Source organism: Brevundimonas sp., assembly GCF_965278935.1.
Lineage (GTDB): Bacteria > Pseudomonadota > Alphaproteobacteria > Caulobacterales > Caulobacteraceae > Brevundimonas.
Genome location: NZ_OZ257124.1, coordinates 3261576 through 3278050, shown reverse-complemented (window position 1 = coordinate 3278050; position 16475 = coordinate 3261576). Strand labels below are relative to the sequence as shown.

Annotated in this window: 13 protein-coding genes; 6 read left to right on the top strand and 7 right to left on the bottom strand. The window is 67.2% G+C overall.

Annotated features, from left to right (window positions below; all coding sequences use genetic code 11):
• Positions 1-2: 2 nt before the first annotated feature.
• The 4 genes from ACQY68_RS16350 to ACQY68_RS16335 form a co-directional block, all read right to left on the bottom strand.
• Positions 3-1139, bottom strand: coding sequence for a polysaccharide biosynthesis/export family protein (locus ACQY68_RS16350; protein ID WP_428150803.1), 1137 nt, complete (start codon positions 1137-1139; stop codon positions 3-5).
• 71 nt (positions 1140-1210) lie between these two features.
• Positions 1211-2464: a glycosyltransferase family 4 protein gene (locus ACQY68_RS16345; protein WP_428150802.1), complete on the bottom strand. Its 1254-nt coding sequence runs from the start codon at positions 2462-2464 to the stop codon at positions 1211-1213.
• On the bottom strand, positions 2461-3828 hold the full coding sequence (locus tag ACQY68_RS16340) for a glycosyltransferase family 4 protein (RefSeq protein ID WP_428150800.1): 1368 nt from the start codon (positions 3826-3828) through the stop codon (positions 2461-2463). The genes ACQY68_RS16345 and ACQY68_RS16340 overlap by 4 nt, the downstream gene beginning before the upstream one ends.
• Before the next feature lie 163 nt (positions 3829-3991).
• Positions 3992-4987 carry a KpsF/GutQ family sugar-phosphate isomerase gene (locus ACQY68_RS16335; RefSeq protein WP_428150798.1) on the bottom strand — a complete coding sequence of 332 codons (996 nt, stop codon included), beginning with the start codon at positions 4985-4987 and terminating at the stop codon, positions 3992-3994.
• A gap of 227 nt (positions 4988-5214) precedes the next feature.
• On the opposite strand from ACQY68_RS16335, the gene otsB reads away from it, so the two are divergent.
• From otsB to ACQY68_RS16320, 3 genes are all read left to right on the top strand, one after another.
• A complete protein-coding gene (gene otsB / locus ACQY68_RS16330) occupies positions 5215-5985 on the top strand; it encodes a trehalose-phosphatase (protein WP_428150796.1) in 771 nt (256 codons plus the stop codon).
• Positions 5982-7784: a glycoside hydrolase family 15 protein gene (locus ACQY68_RS16325; protein WP_428150794.1), complete on the top strand. Its 1803-nt coding sequence runs from the start codon at positions 5982-5984 to the stop codon at positions 7782-7784. The genes otsB and ACQY68_RS16325 overlap by 4 nt, the downstream gene beginning before the upstream one ends.
• A 72-nt stretch (positions 7785-7856) precedes the next feature.
• Complete coding sequence (locus tag ACQY68_RS16320; RefSeq protein WP_428150793.1) at positions 7857-9284, top strand: alpha,alpha-trehalose-phosphate synthase (UDP-forming); 1428 nt, start codon at positions 7857-7859, stop codon at positions 9282-9284.
• Positions 9285-9290: 6 nt separating this feature from the next.
• On the opposite strand, the gene ACQY68_RS16315 is transcribed toward ACQY68_RS16320, so the two are convergent.
• Positions 9291-9905 (bottom strand): glutathione S-transferase family protein, encoded by a 615-nt coding sequence (locus tag ACQY68_RS16315; protein WP_428150792.1) that lies wholly within the window; start codon positions 9903-9905, stop codon positions 9291-9293.
• A 179-nt stretch (positions 9906-10084) separates the two neighbouring features.
• Between ACQY68_RS16315 and ACQY68_RS16310 the strand changes: the two genes are divergently transcribed.
• On the top strand, positions 10085-10837 hold the full coding sequence (locus tag ACQY68_RS16310; RefSeq protein ID WP_428150790.1) for a helix-turn-helix transcriptional regulator: 753 nt from the start codon (positions 10085-10087) through the stop codon (positions 10835-10837).
• A gap of 22 nt (positions 10838-10859) precedes the next feature.
• Here the strand turns inward: ACQY68_RS16310 and ACQY68_RS16305 are convergent, their stop codons facing one another.
• Both ACQY68_RS16305 and ACQY68_RS16300 read right to left on the bottom strand, forming a co-directional pair.
• Positions 10860-12062, bottom strand: a complete 1203-nt coding sequence (locus tag ACQY68_RS16305) for an acetyl-CoA C-acyltransferase (protein ID WP_428150788.1) — start codon at positions 12060-12062, stop codon at positions 10860-10862.
• Between the two features lie 118 nt (positions 12063-12180).
• Entirely contained in the window at positions 12181-13086 is a 906-nt protein-coding gene (locus tag ACQY68_RS16300; RefSeq protein WP_428150787.1) for an SDR family NAD(P)-dependent oxidoreductase, read from the bottom strand.
• A 197-nt stretch (positions 13087-13283) separates the two neighbouring features.
• On the opposite strand from ACQY68_RS16300, the gene ACQY68_RS16295 reads away from it, so the two are divergent.
• Both ACQY68_RS16295 and ACQY68_RS16290 read left to right on the top strand, forming a co-directional pair.
• Positions 13284-14450 carry an OmpA family protein gene (locus ACQY68_RS16295; RefSeq protein ID WP_428150785.1) on the top strand — a complete coding sequence of 389 codons (1167 nt, stop codon included), beginning with the start codon at positions 13284-13286 and terminating at the stop codon, positions 14448-14450.
• 521 nt (positions 14451-14971) lie between these two features.
• Positions 14972-16363 (top strand): capsular biosynthesis protein, encoded by a 1392-nt coding sequence (locus ACQY68_RS16290; protein ID WP_428150784.1) that lies wholly within the window; start codon positions 14972-14974, stop codon positions 16361-16363.
• Positions 16364-16475 lie beyond the last annotated feature (112 nt).

Here is a 16475-nt window from a genome sequence, read left to right as displayed (position 1 = left end):
GGTCAGTTGTTCAGCGTGCTCGCCACGGTCACGTCATACGCGACGCGGGTAACCGACTGAACGAGACCGAAGAACTTGCCCACTTCGGCAGACAGGGCGCGCGGTGCATAGATGATGTCGTCGGGCTGGATCAGGAAGCTGGACGCCGTGAAGAACCCGACTCCCTCTTCCAGGTTCAGGCGATAGACGACGGGCACGCCTTTCGGCGTCACCGGCTGCGTGAGACCAAGCGCCTGAGCGACCTCGGGCCGCTCGAAGCGGAAGATCAGGACGGAGCGCGCATTGGCGGCTCCATCGTTCAGGCCGCCCGATCGGCTCAGTGCGTCCGCCAGCGTCAGATCGCCGGCCGGCATATCCTGCTGCGTCACCGCGCCCAGGGCGCCGAAGGAGGAGAAGCGGCGCGGTTGATAGACCAGGTTGATCTGATCGCCGGTCTGCAGACGGATGTTCTCGGCGAACCGGGTGGTGACCGCTGTTAGCGGGGCGGTGAATGTCTGGTCGCCGCGTCGGACCTGAACCTCGACGTCCTGGTTCGGACGGGAAGCCCCGCCGGCGGCGGCGATGACGTCCAGGATCGTGTCGGCGTTCGTCGAAAGCGGTGTGCGACCCGGCTGTTTGACCTCGCCCAGAACAGTGACGGCGTTGGAAACGTTCGTGGCCAAGGTCACGCTGACTTGGGGATTGCCGACCCGACCGATCAGGGCGCGCCGGATGGCGGCCCCCGCCTCGGTCGTCGTCAGGCCGGACACGCGAACCGGTCCCGCGAACGGCACGGCGACATTGCCGTTCCGGTCCACGACGACGGATGGCAGGGTCTGGTTGCCGGAACGGATGCCGTCATTGCCGCTGCCGCCGCCGAACAGGGCGCCGCTGGGCTCGTAGATGGCGACCGCCAGCTCATCGCCTTCGCCGATCACATCGACCGGGACCAGGCTGGCGGCTCCGGCAAGCGAACCGTAGGCCTGGTCGGCGACCGCCTTGATCCGCTCGGCGGCGGCGTAGTCCAGATCGACGATCGCATAGTCGCCATTCTCGGTCGCGCCACGCACGACGGCCCGGTTCGACGGTCCGTCCCTCGGCAGGGTCGAGCACCCGGCCAGAATGGACACGATCAAAAGTGCGAGCAGAGAACGCGTCATGATTTCCGTACTTCGAAAGCCCCGGTTGGTGAATATCGGCCTTTGACCCGCCCCGCCAGCGCCAACTGGGATCATGGGGTCAAACCGACCCGCCGTCCGACCTCGGCGAAATGCCGATCCCAGGTCGGGGCCGAGAACGGCGTGGCTTTCGGAGGGTGGCGGGTCGCCTTTTCCAATGCGTCCAGCCAGCCGAGCCCGTCCAGCGGATCGATCAGCTGGGCGTCCGGGACCAGCTCGCGGTGCACGGGGATATCGGATGCGATCAGGGGTACGCCGAGCGCGGAGGCCTCCACGGCCGGCAGATCGAAACCCTCGACCGAAGACGGGGCCACCAGGGCGCGCGCGCTGGCCATCAGGGTCGCCAGAGCCGAGTCGGGCAGGTCCGCGGCCTGATGCACCAGACCGCGCAGGGCGGGGGAGCGTTCCAGGTGATCCAGAACCGCCTCGTTCTCCCAGCCGTAGCGGCCGACCAGAACCAGTTGAGGCGCCGCGTCGCCCATACGTTCCTGAAGCCGCCGCCAGATGGACAGCAGGAAGGCGAGGTTCTTGCGCGCCTCGATCGTGCCGATGTGCACGAAATAGGGCCGGGGGGTCGCCGCGGTCAGCGGGGTCAGGAAGGTCGGCTCCAGCCCCAGATGGACGGCATGGATCGGCGGCGGCGTTACGCCTTCGCGCGCCGCGAAGGCGGCGAGCTCATCGGCCGTATAGCGCGAGTTGACCACGATCCGGGACGCGGTGTTCAGGGTGTTCAACACCCGCTCGCGGTGCTTGTCCCGATCGCCCGGGCGGCAGTACTCGGGGTGGGTGATGGGGATCAGGTCGTGCAGGAAGACGATCCGCTCGATGCCCCGATCGCGCAGTTCGGTCAGGACGCGAGCGTCGCCCAGCCCCGTGTGGCCGACATTGAAGTAAAGGGTGCTGTCCGGAAGCTTCTGGATCCACTGCGAGCGGAAGAACTGCTTCCACACGCGCCGACGTCGTCCCGGCGTCCGTCCCGGATCGGCCGGCGGCGTTCCGATGACGGAATCGAACGACTTCGTGTCGCTGCTGAGGGCGGTCATCAGCCGCATCTCATCCTCGGTCAGGGAGCGTTCGAAGAAGGCGCCGGTCCAGCGGGATCGCATGGCGGCGACGCACTTCCGGAACCAGGCTTCATCGACGACGACGAGCTGATCGTTTCGGCTCCGGACCGGCGTGACCTGGACGTCCGGCAGGGACAGCAGCCATTCCGCATAGGCCAGGCAGACGCGATCCACCCCCGTCGGCGCGGTCCGTTCGACCCGGCTCAGCAGCCGGCTGGCGTCGAAGAGAACCGATCGCGTCACGACAGGCCGAGGCGGCCGTACATTGCGGACAGCCGTCCCTGATAGGCCTCGACCGAGAATTTCGCGGACTGGGTCAGGCCGCGCCGAACGAGGTCGTCCCGCATCGCTTCGTCGGCATCAAGGGCGCGAAGACCACGCGTCATGGCCTGGACGTCATACGGGTCGACGCTGACCGCGGCGTCACCGGCGACTTCCGGCAGCGAGCCGCCGGTGGAGGTCAGAACGGCGGTGGACAGGGCCATCGACTCGAGCACCGGCAGGCCGAAACCCTCGTACAGAGACGGGAAAAGGGTCGCCTTGGCGCCGCGGATCAGGCTGATGAGCAGCGAGAAGGGCATGTATTCGTAACGTCGGATGCGCTGGGCGCTGGGCCCGCCGTCGCGCATGACCTGGTTCAGAAGGGCGGTTTCGCCTTCGTCCAGCCAGGCGCGGCCGCCGACGATGACCAGAGGCGTCTCGAGGCCCGACGCCAGATACGCCTCGACGATCCGCCCGAGATTCTTCTTGGGCTCGATGGCGCCGAAATGAAGGAAATACTCCTTCCAGCCGAGGTTGAAGACGCCCTCCAGCTCGATGGTCACATCGGCCTGGGTGCGGCTCGTCAGGGCTTCGGGCAGGTGCACGGCCTGATAGGTGTTGGTGACGCGGTCCTCGGAGACGTCCAGCAGGCGGATCACGTCCTGACGCGTCGTCTCGGACACCACGGCGATATGGTCGGCGCGCCGGGCGATCATCTTGCACATCGCCATATAGGTCGCCTTGTCGTCCAGCGTCGTATGCGGGAGGCGCAAGGGGATGAGGTCGTGGATCGTGTAGATGTTCGGCACGCCCCGCGCGTACAGCGGCAGGGTGGCGGTCCACTGCATGGCGTCGGGCCGTCCGACTTCGTCGGAGGCGGTGAAATCGACCGGCGTTTCCTTGCCGTAGGCGTTGAAGCAACGGTTCGACACCTGGAACAGATCCTGGGCCGCCCAGTAGGCGGTCGCTTCCGGCCGGCCGCCGCCGCGTGATGGCCAGACGACTTCCCCGCTCGGCGAGATCGGCCAGGCTGTCTGGCCGAACCGGCTGGTGAAGGTCCGCAAAAAGCGATCGAACTTCTTGACCTTCGGACCCTGGCGCTCGGCATCGACCAGGGCGGCTTCATTCAGGACGTTGTTGGCTGAGCGCTTCGCGCCGGGACCGTACAGGACCTGTCCGTCCATCCCGAGCCGGGCGATCGTGGACAGCAGGTTGCGGCCATAGGTGGCGATGCCGGACCCCTTGGCGAGGGCGATGTTGAACCCGTCGACACAGATCGTGGAACGTGATGTCGCAGGCGTGGCGACGCCTTGCGCCCCGACAGGCGTCGCAGGCGCGTCACTCACGAAAACGCTGGAAAGATCAGAGCGAACGGACCGCTCCGCGACATCAGGCGACGTATCCAAATCCAGCCTTCGGCGTGGTTTTTCCGGACCGGCGGAAGCGTCGCGCGGCTGGATTGCGGGGTAGACCCTTGCCCGGCAGGGGTCAACCGCAAGCGGATCGCTGTCAGGAGACGTAACCCGCCTGCATCAGTTCGGCGAGATGGACGATGGCGACGGGCCTGTCATCCACGACGACGAAAAGGTTCGTGATCTTGTTTGCCGTCAGCAGGTCGACGACGTCGCTCATCCGCTGGTCGGGCGTGACGGTGATCGGCGACTTGCTCATGATGTCTGCGGCGGTGATACGGCCGATGTCCTGGGCGAAGGCGCGGCGGATGTCGCCGTCGGTGATCATCCCGGCAAGGGCTCCATCATCGTCCAGCACGGCGACCGCGCCCTTGCGGCCCTCGGTGATGCGGGCGACCAGATCGGCGAACGCGGCGTCCAGCGGCACGGTCGGCGGCGGCGCATGATTGTCGCCCATCCATTCGCGCACGCTCTGCAGGCTCATGCCCAGCGACCCGCCCGGGTGGTGCATGCCGAAATCGGTCGCCGAGAAGCCGCGACGATCCATCAGCACCATGGCCAGGGCGTCGCCGAGCGCGAGGGTCATCAGTGTCGAGGTGGTGGGCGCCAGGCCGTTGGCGCAGGCCTCGGCCACGCTCGGCATGACCAGTGGAACCGCCGACATGCGGGCGAGGAACGACGACCCGCGCTGGGTCATGCCGATGACGGGAATGTCGTTGCGCTGGCAGAACAGCAGGGGATCGCGCAGCTCCCGGCTCTCGCCCGAGCTCGAGATGGCCAGCAGGGTTGTGTCGCCGCGCAGCATGCCCAGGTCGCCGTGGCTCATCTCCGCCGGGTGGACGAAGAAGGCGTTGGTGCCGGTAGAGGCGAGGGTGGCGGCAATCTTGCCGCCGATATGGCCGGACTTGCCCATGCCTGTGACCACGACATAGCCCGGTCGCGACAGGATGACGTCGCAGGCGCGGGCCAGGCTGGCGTCCACGGTCCGTTCCAGCGCCTGCAGGGCCTCGATGTTCAGCCGGATCACCTCGCGTGCGCGGTCCGTCATGGCGCCGACGGCTTCGGGCGGGGAGGTGGGGGCGTCGAGGGGCATGAGCCGTCTTTCTGATGCGGCGCCCTTTCAGCCTGCGCAAGCGCGCGGCGGGCGTCTGTCGTTGTCGTGCAGCGGAATTGCCCCATCCGGCGGGGTTTCACAATGGAGGGGCGGGCAAGGCCTCGAGGTGGCGACGATCCACCGTAACGCAAGTTCAGACGGAAACCGGTCAACCTTTGCCGGACGGGCGCGTTGGATTGTGGGGCCTTAAACTCATCTGGATTTTCATGCTGTCAGACACCGGAACGCTCGTCGAAATCCTGCCCCCGCCGCCCGTGGCGCTGGCGCAGCCGCTGGCGCTGTTTCTCGATCTCGATGGTGTCCTGGCCCGGATGGCTCCGACGCCGGACGCCGTCGTGGCCGACCCGAGGCGAACCGCGGTCCTGACCCGGCTGGATCAGGCGCTCGCCGGGCGGCTGGCGATCGTCAGCGGGCGAACCCTGGGTGAAATCGACCGGATCGCCGGTGGGGCCTCCCCTTCGGCGGCAGGGGTGCACGGGCTGGAACGGCGGCGTCGGGACGGCGCGGTGGATCGCCCCCCGGCCTCCCCCGGCGTCGCACAGGCTCTGGCCGCCTTCAGGCGTTTCGCCGCAGACCGGCCCGGGGTCATCGTCGAGGACAAGGGGATCTCGACCGGCCTCCACTATCGCCAGTCGCCCGCCAGCGCCGACGAAGCCCTGGTCCTTGCGCGCGATCTCGCCGGGACCACCGGCCTTACGCTCCAGCCCGGCCATATGGTGCTGGAGCTGCGCACCCCCGGCGCCGACAAGGGCGGGGCGGTCACGGCCTTCATGGCCGAGCCGCCGTTCTCAGGGGCCGTACCCGTGATGCTCGGCGACGACCTGACCGACGAAGCGGGCTTCCGCGCCGCTGAGTCCTTGGGCGGGTTCGGGGTTCTGGTCGGTCCGTATCGGGCGACCGCCGCCCGCTATGGCCTGCGTGACGTTGCGGCCGTGATGGACTGGCTCGAGGCTGTCGCCGCGGAGGCGGGACAATGACCATGGCCTCGACCCTGCGTCCCTCCCTGGACCTCGCCCCCATCGGCAACTGCGCCCTCTCGGCCCTGATCGACAGGAATGGTCGGTTCGTCTGGGCCTGCGCGCCACGCGTCGACGGCGATCCGGTCTTTTCGGCCCTGATGAACGGCGAGGCCCCCGATCACGGCTTCTGGGACATCGAACTGGAAGGCCTCAAGCACGTCAGCCAGGCCTATATCGACAATACCCCGGTCCTGCGCACCGTCCTGACGGCGGAGGACGGGGCGGCGGTCGAGATCATCGACTTCGCCCCGCGGCACCTGAAGCATTCGCGGACCTATCGGCCGCTGGCCTTCGCGCGGATCGTCCGGCCGCTAGACGGGGCGCCGCGCATCCGCGTCCGGCTGAGACCCTCCGCCGACTGGGGCGCGCGCCGGGCGGACCTGACCTCGGGTTCCAACCACATCCGCTATCTGTGCAGCGATGTGATCCTGCGCCTGACTACGGACTGTCCGGTGTCGCATGTGCTGGAGGAGCGCGTGTTCCGTCTGGAACGCTCGCTGGCCTTCTTCCTCGGTCCGGACGAGGGCTACGACCAGGAGGTCGGACCCGGCGTTTCGGCCACGCTGGATCGCACCGTGGCCTACTGGAAGGACTGGGTCCGCACCCTCTACATCCCGCTCGACTATCAGGAGGCGGTGATCCGGGCGGCGATCACCCTGAAGCTCTGCGCCTACGAGGAGACCGGCGCCATCGTCGCGGCCATGACCACCTCGGTGCCGGAGTTCCCCGAGAGCGGACGCAACTGGGACTACCGCTACTGCTGGATCCGCGACGCCTACTACACGGTCCGGGCTCTTAACCGGCTCGGTGCGGTCGACATGCTGGAGAACTACCTCGTCTATCTGAGGAACCTCGTGGACTCGTCCGCCGGCGGCCACGTCCAGCCGGTTTATGGCGTGGGGCTCGAGGAGGATATCGACGAGCGGATCGTCACCTCGGTCGAGGGGTATCGCGGCATGAAGCCCGTGCGCGTCGGCAATCAGGCCCGCGAACACCTGCAGCACGACGTCTACGGCCAGATCGTCCTGCCTCTGGTCCAGTCCTTCTACGACCAGCGGCTGCTGCGGCCGGGTTCGATCGACGACTTTTATGCCCTGGAGAAGGTCGGTGAGCGGGCCTTCGCCATGCACGACCAGACCGATGCCGGTCTCTGGGAGTTCCGGACCATCGCCCGGGTGCACACCTATTCGTCGGTCATGTGCTGGGCTGCGTGCGACCGTCTGGCCAAGGCGGCGCACAAGCTTGGGCTGGAGCATCGGTCGGAGGTCTGGAACGATCGCGCCCGGATCATCCGCGAGCGCATCGAGACCGAGGCCTTCATTCCCGAGGAGGGCCGGTTCGGGGCCAGCTTCGGCGGCACGGAGCTGGACGCCTCCCTGCTGCAACTGGTCGACCTCGGCTTTCTCGACCCTGGCGACCCACGTCAGGTCGCCACCTTCGACGCCATCGAACGTGACCTGAAGAAGGGGCCCTACCTGTTCCGCTATGTTGAACCGGACGATTTCGGCGAGCCGGAGACGGCGTTCAACTTCTGCACCTTCTGGTTCATCGAGGCCCTGCATCTGAACGGGCGGACCGAGGAGGCGCGGGAAATCTTCGAACAGATGCTGAGCCGCCGGACCCATGCGGGGCTTCTCTCCGAAGACATCTCGCTCGGCGACAACGAGCTGTGGGGCAACTACCCGCAGACCTATTCGCTGGTCGGGATCATCAACTGCGCCGTCCTGCTGAGCCGGTCATGGACGGACGTCCGATGAGTCGAGGAGCCGACGGTTCGTTCACGGCCTTGCGTTTGATCCTTTTGCTGCGCTGCAACGTTACCCAGCGCCATGAGTAGATTGATCGTCGTTTCGAACCGGGTCTCCGCCCCCGCCGACCCCGCCGCGGGGTCGGCGGGCGGTCTCGCGATGGCCCTGTCGGCGGCGCTGCGGAAATACGATGGCCTGTGGTTCGGCTGGTCGGGAGAGACCACCGGGCATTTCACCGGCGACCTCGAATACGAAGATCGCGCCGGGGTCACTGTCGCCCTTGTCGATCTGGAGGCCCAGGACGTTGAGGAATACTACAACGGCTACGCCAACAAGACGTTGTGGCCCCTGTTCCACCACCGGGTCGATCTGACCGCCTACGAGCGGGCTTTCGGTGAGGGCTATGAGCGGGTGAACCGGCGGTTCGCCGAGGTTCTGGCGCCCCTGATCGAGCCCGACGACGTTATCTGGATCCACGACTACCACCTGATCCCCATCGCTCGGGACCTGAGGCGGCTGGGGGTGAAGAACCGGATCGGGTTCTTCCTGCACACGCCCTGGCCGGTACGCCAGTTGCTGGTGACCCTGCCGCACCACAGGCGGCTGGTGGAGAGCCTGTTCGCCTACGACCTGATCGGGTTCCAGACCCAGGAGTGGCTGGACCTGTTCCGCGACTATGTGATCTCGGAGGCGCGAGGCGAACTGTCCGGATACGGGGGCCTCGAGGCGTTCGGCCGCAAGGTCGAGATCGGCGTCTTCCCCATCGGTATCGACGTCCAGGGTTTCATCGACGCCCGCAACTCGCGCGAGGGCAACCGCACCTACGACCGGATGGCGGCGTCGTCGGCCTTCCGCTCCATGATGGTGGGCGTCGACCGGCTCGACTACTCCAAGGGGCTGGAAGAGCGGATGCTCGGCTACGAGCAGTTCCTGCACGACAACACCGACATGCGCGGCGACGTCTTCCTCGTGCAGGTGACGCCGATCAGCCGCGACGACGTCGATACGTACCAGGACATCCGCGCCCGGCTGGACGCCTTGGCGGGCCGGATCAACGGCGAGTTCGCGGATATGGACTGGCAGCCGATCCGCTATCTGAACCGCTCCTATCGCCGGGACCAGCTCGCCGGCATCTATCGCGCGGCCAAGGTCTGTCTGGTCACCCCCCTGCGCGACGGCATGAATCTGGTCGCGAAAGAATATGTCGCCGCCCAGAACCCGGATGACCCGGGCGTCCTGATCCTGTCGCGCTTCGCGGGGGCGGCGGAGCAGATGGGCGAGGCCCTGCTGGTCAATCCGTTCAGCCGCGAGGAGGTGGCCGAGGCGATCAAGAAGGCCCTGACCATGCCCAAGGGCGAGCGCATCCGGAAATGGCAGTCCCTGATGCAGGTGGTGCGCGACACCGACGTCGGCATCTGGCGCGACAATTTCGTCGGCGCCCTGAATGCGGTGGAGATCGTCGGCGACGGCGACGCGCCCTTCCATCAGGGACACGCCGACGCCGCCTGAGGGCGATCAGGCCGCTTCGAGCACCGCGCTCGCCGCATCCCTCGCGTCCGCCCGAATACGGGCCGGTCGCTGTGCCAGCCGCTCGGCATAGGCGTCCAGCAGGGGGCTGTCCGGGAAGGCGAAACGGGCCCAGCCCAGCGACGAACCGATCATCACGTCCGCCACGGTGAAGCGATCGCCCATCAGCCACGGGCCTTCCCAAAGCGTCTCGAGCAGCCGCCCGATGGCCGCCTCATAACGGGCTTTCGCCATCGGATCGCGGTCGGCCTCGCCCGTCATCTTGCTCCAGACCGCCGGTTCCAGCTCGCCCGCGGCCCAGGCGAGCCACGTCAGCAGGGGCCCACGCTCCGGCGACCCGGGCAAGGCGCCGAGACCCGCTTCGGGAAACAGATCGGTCAGATACAGGGCCACCGCGGCCGATTCCGTAATCAAGGCGCCGTCGTGGATCAGGGCAGGCACCTTGCCGTCCGGGTGAGGATTCCTGGCGTCCGGCTCGCCGACCTTCTGGCCGTTGCGGTGGGCGATCTCGCAATACTCGATGCGGGCGTCCGCCCCCAGTTCCTCGATCAGCCAGACGATCCGCGACGAGCGCGACTGCGGGGCGTGAAACAGGGTCAGCATGATGTTCTCTCCCATCCAATTAGCCCCGGCGGGACCGCCGTGGCCGTGAGAGATTGACTACCGCCACCCTGCTGCCAGCATGCTGTCAGCAGTCGTACAGTAGGTGACGCTCAAGCAGCGACGCCGCGCTCAAGCAGCGAGCGACCGCGTCGCTCGCGATAGCGCACCAAGGAAGCACGATGAGACGCGCAGACCGCCTTTTCCAGATCGTCCAGTTGCTTCGTCGCAGCTCCCGGCCGGTGACGGCGGAGTCGATCGCGACCGAGCTGGAGACCTCCAAGCGCAGCGTCTATCGCGACATCGCCGCCCTGATGGGCCAGCGGGTGCCGATCCGGGGCGAGGCAGGCATCGGCTATGTGCTCGACAGCGGCTTCGACATGCCGCCGCTGATGCTGACCTCCGACGAGGTCGAGGCGGCGGTGCTGGGCGCCCAGTGGGTAGCGGGCAGGGGGGACCCGGCCCTCGCCCGGGCGGCTCGCGATCTGATCGCCAAGATCGCGGCCACCGTGCCCGAGCGCCTGCGCCCGGTGATCATGGAGCCCGCCGTGACCTCCGCAGTGTGGAAGACCCACGAGGTCGAGATGCTCGACATGGGCCAGTTGCGGGCCTGGATCCACGCCGGGCGCAAGGTGACGCTGGACTACCGCGATCAGGAGGACCGGTCCTCGCTGAGGACGGTCTGGCCGTTGCTGATCGGCTATCGCGAGACGACGCGTCTGCTGGTCGCCTGGTGCGAGAGCCGCGACGACTTCCGGACCTTCCGCACGGACCGCGTCGTGGAGGCGACCTTCCTCGACGACCGGTTTCCGGGCCGTCCGGCGCAACTGCGCGCGAAATGGCAGGCGAAGATGGAGGCGGAGCGGTGTCGCTTCCTTGCCGGACAGAGCCCGGTCGACCCTGAAGCAAATCCGCCGCCATCCACGCCCGGTTGAGCGCGGATGGCGGTGTAGTGCTCTAGTAGATTTCGAACAGGCCTGCGGCGCCCTGACCGCCGCCGATGCACATGGTCACGACGCCGTACTTCGCCCCGCGGCGCTTGCCCTCGATCAGGACGTGGCCGGTCATCCGGGCGCCCGACATGCCGTAAGGGTGGCCGATCGAGATGGCGCCGCCCGAGACGTTCAGGCGATCCATCGGAATGCCGAGGGTGTCGGCGCAGTACAGTACCTGTACGGCGAAGGCCTCGTTCAGCTCCCAGATGCCGATGTCGTCCATGGTCAGCCCGTGGCGCTTCAGCAGTTTGGGCACGGCGTAGATTGGGCCGATGCCCATCTCGTCGGGCTCGCAACCGGCGACGACCATGCCGCGGTAGGCGCCGAGCGGCTGCAGGCCGTGACGCACGGCCTCGCCGGCCTCCATGATCACCGAGGCCGAGGCGCCGTCCGACAGTTGGGAAGCGTTGCCGGCGGTGATGAACTCGCCCTGCTGGATTTCCTCGCCGCCGCCGAAGACGGGCTTCAGCGCCTTCAGCCCTTCGAGCGTCGTGTCGGCGCGGTTGCCCTCGTCCCTGGACAGGGTGACTTCCTTCGACGAGGCCTGACCGGTGGCCTTGTCAACGACCTGCATGGTGGTGGTCATCGGCACGATCTCGGCATCGAAGCGGCCGGCTTCCTGCGCCGCAGCCGTGCGCTGCTGGGATTGCAGGGCGTATTCGTCCTGGCGGTCACGCGAGATGCCGTAGCGGCGCGACACGACCTCGGCGGTCTCCAGCATCGACATATAGATGTGGGGCGACAGCTTCAGCAGCGCCTCGTCCTTCATCCGGTACAGGTTCATGTGCTGGTTCTGGACCAGGGAGATGGATTCCAGACCGCCGCCGACGGCGACCTTCTGCTGGTCGAACACGACCTGTTTGGCCGCCGTGGCGATCCCCATCAGGCCCGAAGCGCACTGGCGGTCGATGGTCATGCCGGCGACGGTCGAGGGCAGGCCGGCGGCCAAGGCGATCTGGCGGGCGACGTTCGTGCCGGTCGAACCCTGCTGCAGGGCGGCGCCCATCACGACATCCTCGACCTCGGCCGGGTCGATCCCGGCGCGCGCCACGGCGTGCTTCACGGCATGAGCGCCGAGATGCTGGGCCTGGGTGTCGTTGAAGGCCCCGCGATAGGCCCTTCCGATCGGGGTTCTGGCCGTCGAGACGATTACCGCTTCACGCATTGTTCTCTCCCTGGTGGTCGACTTTGGCGACCTTGGCGATCTTGTTGGCCGACTTGACCAGATTTCTGGTCGGTTTGACGATCCGTTTGTTGATCGGATTATTGATCGGTCTGGCGGCTCAGGCGTGGGCCTTCTGGGCCTTGGTCAGTTCGATCATGCCCTGGGCGGCGCCCATCTCCGGCACGATCTCGCCGGTGCGGTCCGAGATGGCCTCGAACTGGGCCTGGATCTGTTCCGGGGCGTCGTCGCCGACGATGCGGACGCCTTGGGTAAGGGTGACGTAGGCGCGCTCGAAGCCGCCTGCACCAGCGCCGAGGATGCAACGCGTCGGCGCGTCCTGGCTGACGAGATACAGCAGACCCGGCGACACCAGTTCCGGCCCAAGGGCCTCAAGCGGCAGGGCGGCGCCCAGATCCTCGGTCATCCGCGTGTGGGCGGTCGGCGCGAGACAGTTGACCCGGATGTCGTTCTTCGCCCCCTCAATGGCGAGGGTCTGCATGAAGCCCACCAGAGCCATCTTGGCCGCGCTGTAGTTGGCTTGGCCGAAATTCCCGTACAGGCCCGAGGACGAGGTGGTCATGACGATGCGGCCGTAGTTCCGCTCCCGCATCCCGTCCCACACCGCCTTCGTGCAGTTCACGGCGCCCATGACGTGCACGTCCATGACGAACTGGAAGTCGGCGATCTCCATCTTGGCGAACGACTTGTCGCGAAGAACGCCGGCATTATTCACAAGGATATCGACCGAGCCCCAGCGCGCCGTAGCCTCGGCCACCATGGCCTTCACGGCTTCGAAGTCTGTGACAGACGCGCCATTGGCGATGGCCTCGCCGCCGGCTGCCTCGATCTCGGCTACGACGGACTGGGCCGGACTGGCCGAGGAGCCGACGCCGTCGCGCGCCACGCCCAGATCGTTGACCACGACTTTCGCTCCTCGCGCCGCCAAAGCCAGGGCGTGCTCGCGCCCCAGTCCGCCGCCCGCGCCCGTCACGATCGCCACCTTGCCGTCGAATCGCATTGCCATTTGAGGCCTCCCTTATCGCTGATAACCCCCATAACAGGCCGGGACCGCTCGCCAAGGGGGGGATATGTGTTGAAACGGCGCCACAGTCGCCGTATTGCGAACCGAAATAAGGAACTCCGGGCCAACTCTGCCGTTCGGCCCGGTGAGTGTCACGTGTAAGCGTGGCCTTTGGGCATTCAACGATTATGAGGACTGACATGAAGCTGAAACTTCTCGCCAGCGTCGCAGCCGCGGGGCTTTTCGCCGCTGGTGCTGCTTCGGCTGAGCCGGACGGCTGGTACGGCGCGATCGACGCCGGTTACCACAAGATCGACGACATCAACCTGGAAGCGTCGGGCAACGGCGTGAACTGGAACGCCGAAGTGAACGACGGCTGGGCCGCGTTCGCTCGTCTGGGCTACCGGTTCAACCCGAACTGGCGCGTCGAGCTCGAAGGCGGTTACCGCTCGGGCGACATCGGCCGCATCCGTCACTCGACGGCTTCGGTTCCGTCGGGCGTGTGTAACTTCACGCCGGCCACGGGCCCCTGCTTCTCGCCGGAAGGCGACATCGAATCGACCACGCTCATGGCCAATGTCATCTATGACATCGGCGGCGAGTACTGGGGCGTTCGTCCGTTCGTCGGCCTGGGCGTCGGCGTCAACCGCGTCAACACCGAGTTCGTGGGCACGATCCGTGGCCAGCGCACGGTCTCGATCGCCGCTGACGACTCGTCGACCAAGTTCGCGGCTCAAGCCCTTGCCGGCCTGAGCTACGCCATCGGCGACCGCGCCAACATCGACCTGACGTACCGTTATCTGACGGGCGACATGGAGTTCAGCACCTTCACGAACTCCGCCCTGGCGGTGAACAACTACGGCACGTTCGACGGCGACTACGATGAGAGCCACACGGTGACCCTGGGTCTGCGTTACGCCTTCGGCGCCGACGAAGCTCCCCCGCCGCCGCCTCCCCCGCCCCCGCCGCCCCCGCCGCCTCCGCCGCCCCCGCCGCCTCCTCCGCCCCCGCCGCCGCCTCCGCCGGCTCCGGTCGCGCGCGAGTTCGTGGTGTACTTCGACTGGGATCGCTCGGACCTGACGGCCGAAGCCCGCTCGGTGGTCACTCAGGCCGCCAACTACGCCAAGTCGGGTCGTCCGACGCGCGTGCTGGTCGTCGGTTACGCCGACACCTCCGGCTCGGCCGCCTACAACGTGGGTCTGTCGAACCGTCGCTCGCGCACCGTGGCTGACGCCCTGGTCGCCCAAGGCGTCGCCGGCGGCGTGATCGCTCTCGACGGCAAGGGTGAGACCAACCTGGCCCGTCCGACCGCCGACGGCGTTCGCGAGCCTCTGAACCGTCGCGCCACCATCGGCATCAACTTCTAGGACGCCTGACAAGGGTCCCGGTCCCAAAAGGACCGGGACCCCATCAGACCGAAACAGAAGACGCCGGGGGGCGTCGGTGCGACAGGAGGGGCGACCTTCCGGAAGACGATTTCCCCCGCTGATGATCCTATGATGGGCCGCCGGTTCTCCCGCTCAGGAGACCGGCGGTTTCGCGTTTCCGGGTGGCGTTGCCCGAAAGTCTCGCTTCAAGCGTCAGGGCCCACGCCACGGCCTTCCGAGCCCCGTCATCGGGATCCGGAGCCGTGGAACTCGCCCGATGTCGCTGGAAGATTTCGTGAAATTTCGAACCCGCCACTCGCTTTTTTGGACAAGTCGGTTGATCCGCGTGATGAGGCCAGCGACAAAGGCGGCCATGTCAGAGTTCCGACCTTCTCGTCCGGTCTTCGACGGAGCCGCGCCGCCCCTGGGCGGCGGCGGATCCGGCTCGAAGCGCCGGATCGACGGCAGAGCTTTCTGCGTTTCACTCCGTCTCGAAGACTTCGCGTGAGCTGGTCCTGACCATGGCGGACGTTCGCATCACTCCCAGACACGCCTCGGGCGATAGCCGCCGTGCCGCGTCGGCGCGCGGATCCGCGCGGGTCGTCGAGGCGGCTCCAGCTGCGGTCGTGGCGGCCGCCCAGCAAACGCCGGCCACGCCCGGCGGGCGTCCGCGCCCCGGCCAGTCGCTCGCCGGACGCCGGTTCCTGATCGTGACTGCGCCCTTCGGTCCGTTCGGCCGAGCGCTGGCCGAGCAGTTGACCTCCGAGGGCGCCTCGGTGGCCCGGATGCTGTTCAATGCCGGGGACGCGGCCTACTGGCGGCGTTCCGGAGCCCAGCCCTACACCGGCGACGTACGCCGCTGGCCCGCCCGGCTGGCCAAGCTGGTGCAGGATCAGGGTCTGACCGACCTGATCGTGTTCGGCGAGGGCGGACCCTACAATCAGGGCGTCCTTTCGCAGGCCAGGAAACTCAAGGCCGCGACCGCGCTGGAGCAGGGCCGGACCCATCCACTGCGCGTCTGGGTGCTGGAAAACGGCTACTTCCGTCCCGACTGGATCACCGTTGAAGAGAACGGCGTCAACGCCTCGTCGGGCCTGCCGCGCGACCGCAAGGCCTACGACCCGCCGATCCCCGAGATGCTGCCGACGCGTCCGGTAGGCAAGATCCTGCCGCACCATGTCATCAACATCAGCCTGTATCATGCCGCCCAGCCTCTGGGCCGGCTGGTCTTCCGTCGGTACGTCTATCCCTACACCCAGTCGCCTTGGCTGCAGTTCATCGGCCATGTACGGCGTTATCTGTCGCTGACCTTCCGCTCCAAGACGAACAGCGACGCCCAGGTCATCCGCGCGCGGGGGCCGTTCTTCCTGGCCTGCCTGCAGCGCGAGGGCGACGCCCAGCTGCTGCGCTATTCCCATTACGCCGACAACACGGCCTTCCTGGCGGAGGTCCTCTCGTCGTTCGCGAAGAATGCGGCCCCCGAGACCCGTCTGGTGATCAAGAACCATCCGCTCGATCCCGGTCTGGTCGATCTGGCGCGTATGACCCATGTGCTGGCGGTCGAGCGCGGGATCGCCGATCGGGTCGACTTCATCGACGGCGGCAACCTGGCGGCCCTGTGCCGGTCCTCGTCTGGCATGGTGGTCAACAATTCCTCGGCCGCTCTGTCAGCCCTCGGCTTCTCCACCCCGGTCAAGGTGCTGGGGGAGGCCTTCTTCGACATCGAGGGCCTGACCGATCAGCAGCCCATCGACGGTTTCTGGACCGCGCCCTCGCCGCCCGAGGACGACCTGTACAAGCGGTTCAAGGCTCACGTGATCAACCGCACTCAGGTCAACGGGAACTATCACGAGCCCAAGGCCCTCAAGCCCACGGCCAAGGCTCTCGCGCGCCGGTTCGCCGCAGCACGCTGATCTTCCGGCTCTGAGCTGCAGAAACACTGTAGTTTCGAACCTCAGACACCGCAGCCACGGCCGCTGAGCCGGGGATCACGTTTACGAGCGCCAGGCGTCTTGTATCCGGATG